A 1,680-nucleotide genomic window follows, 5' to 3' on the forward strand; every position below is an offset into this window, starting at 1 on the left:
CTCACTTTCCGGAACGGTGTCCGCTGGACACGGGAAAGGGGCGAGAAGGAGCACAGGACGGGCCCGGATTGGCGCGTCGCTGAAATGAGGGGGGCTAAGACGTGCGACGGGTGCTCTTGACGGGAACTGACGAACAACATGGGTTTCTCCGACGTCCGACTGGTCATCAGACCAGGAGGAGGAGAAGAAACCATCCGGTTTCTTCGACGGAGAATCTTTGATCCCCAATAAACCGCTCATGACGGTCGCCGGCTCTCTCCGGACCCCCTGCCACAGGCTAAAACCCGTTTCACCTGCCGTTCGGCCAAAAGAATGTGGCAAAAATTTACCTTATCTCTCCGACGTAAAAATGGCGATTTTCTCGAAATTATTCCCTCATTTTCCGGAATTATTCCCTCTGGTGCCGGAAAAGAGGAGAACCGGAGCCCTGTACGAGCCCGGATTGTCGTATCCCTGAAATGGGGGATAGATACGACGAGAGGATGATTTCAGGGGGCTTGGGGGGTCACCCCCCTCACACCCTCACCGACCCGGACCCTGTCCCATCCACATCCGGAAGATCCCGGCCGAACCGGTCAATCTCAATGATCGCGTCTGCTGTCACGCGGAAGAACCGCCACGTGCCATGCTTGGACCGGAGCCAGAGCTCACGGGTGAGGGACACGTCCCGCATGATCGCCCGGAGCCGGAGGATCTCCCCCCGGAATTCAAACGCGATATCGGCCGCCGCCGCGAGGATATGCGGGGTGAACCTCACGCGGACGAACGCACCCGTTGTTGTCGAGTCGATGGTGAAATGGTACCGGGCCTCCGGACCACGGACCGCCACCTGGACCTTCCCGCGCTCGCGTGCAATCGCGATCGCTTCCGGCAGCGCCCGGTGCGGGCGCGAGGTGCGGATCATGGTGCACACTCCTGCACACCGGGAAATGTTTTTGAAAAAACCGGGCATTCAAACATGGAATAAAATAGTTAGGATAAATTTTGTTAAATAATTTTTTGAACGCCTCAGGTATATGATCGATCCCTGCGGTCAGGAGACAATTCCTGTTATCACCGGAAGATACTTTAATTCTCTCATGAAGATAATGCTTGATCGCTAATCAGAGATGCCCGCATGAAACAGACACGGATGCGCTACACAGTGCTGATGGATAAAAATGAGCGCGGAGGCTACACCGTGACAGTCCCCTCCCTCCCCGGCTGCATTTCGCAGGGAGACACCTGGGACGAAGCCCGGAAAAATATCGAAGAAGCAATCGCCGGGTATATCGAAACGTTAAAAATTCTCAAAAAGCCGGTGCCGGTTGAAGTCGAAGTGACAATTCACGATCCGGTAGTTGCATGAAACTTCCCCGGGTAACGGGCGACAAAGTACTGAGAGCCCTTCAGCGTGCAGGCTTCATACTCGTTCATACGCGGGGGAGTCACCATTTTCTCTAGGATGAGGAAAAAGATTGCCTTGTCACAGTACCTGTTCATACCGGGACAATCATTGCACCAAAAACGCTTCTGTCTATTTTATCTCAGGCAAAAATCAGCAGAGAAGAGTTCATTGCTCTGTTATAAATGCGGGTTGCCATCAAACTATTCAGAAATCTTCTTGTCCATGGCATCGACCCTTAACTGAAAAATTATTAAAAAAATGGGACTTGGGTATTGGGGTGTTGGGACTAACTT

At 53.2% G+C, this 1,680-nt stretch carries 2 protein-coding genes; one reads left to right on the forward strand and one right to left on the reverse strand.

All coding sequences use genetic code 11. The features are described 5' to 3' along the window. Window positions 1-514 precede the first annotated feature (514 nt). Window positions 515-904: a hypothetical protein gene (locus tag CW742_RS12110; RefSeq protein WP_292420722.1), complete on the reverse strand. Its 390-nt coding sequence runs from the start codon at window positions 902-904 to the stop codon at window positions 515-517. Window positions 905-1,117: 213 nt separating this feature from the next. Between CW742_RS12110 and CW742_RS12115 the strand changes: the two genes are divergently transcribed. Further along, entirely contained in the window at window positions 1,118-1,348 is a 231-nt protein-coding gene (locus tag CW742_RS12115; protein ID WP_292420724.1) for a type II toxin-antitoxin system HicB family antitoxin, read from the forward strand. Window positions 1,349-1,680: the final 332 nt, after the last annotated feature.

It is taken from the genome of Methanoregula sp., assembly GCF_002835825.1.
In the GTDB taxonomy this organism is placed as follows: Archaea; Halobacteriota; Methanomicrobia; order Methanomicrobiales; family Methanospirillaceae; genus Methanoregula.

Excerpts from the sequence above, each read along its gene's own strand:
- CW742_RS12110 (WP_292420722.1), bottom strand. The coding sequence starts at position 904 with ATGATCCGCACCTCGCGCCCGCACCGGGCGCTGCCGGAAGCGATCGCG.
- CW742_RS12115 (WP_292420724.1), top strand. The coding sequence starts at position 1,118 with ATGAAACAGACACGGATGCGCTACACAGTGCTGATGGATAAAAATGAG.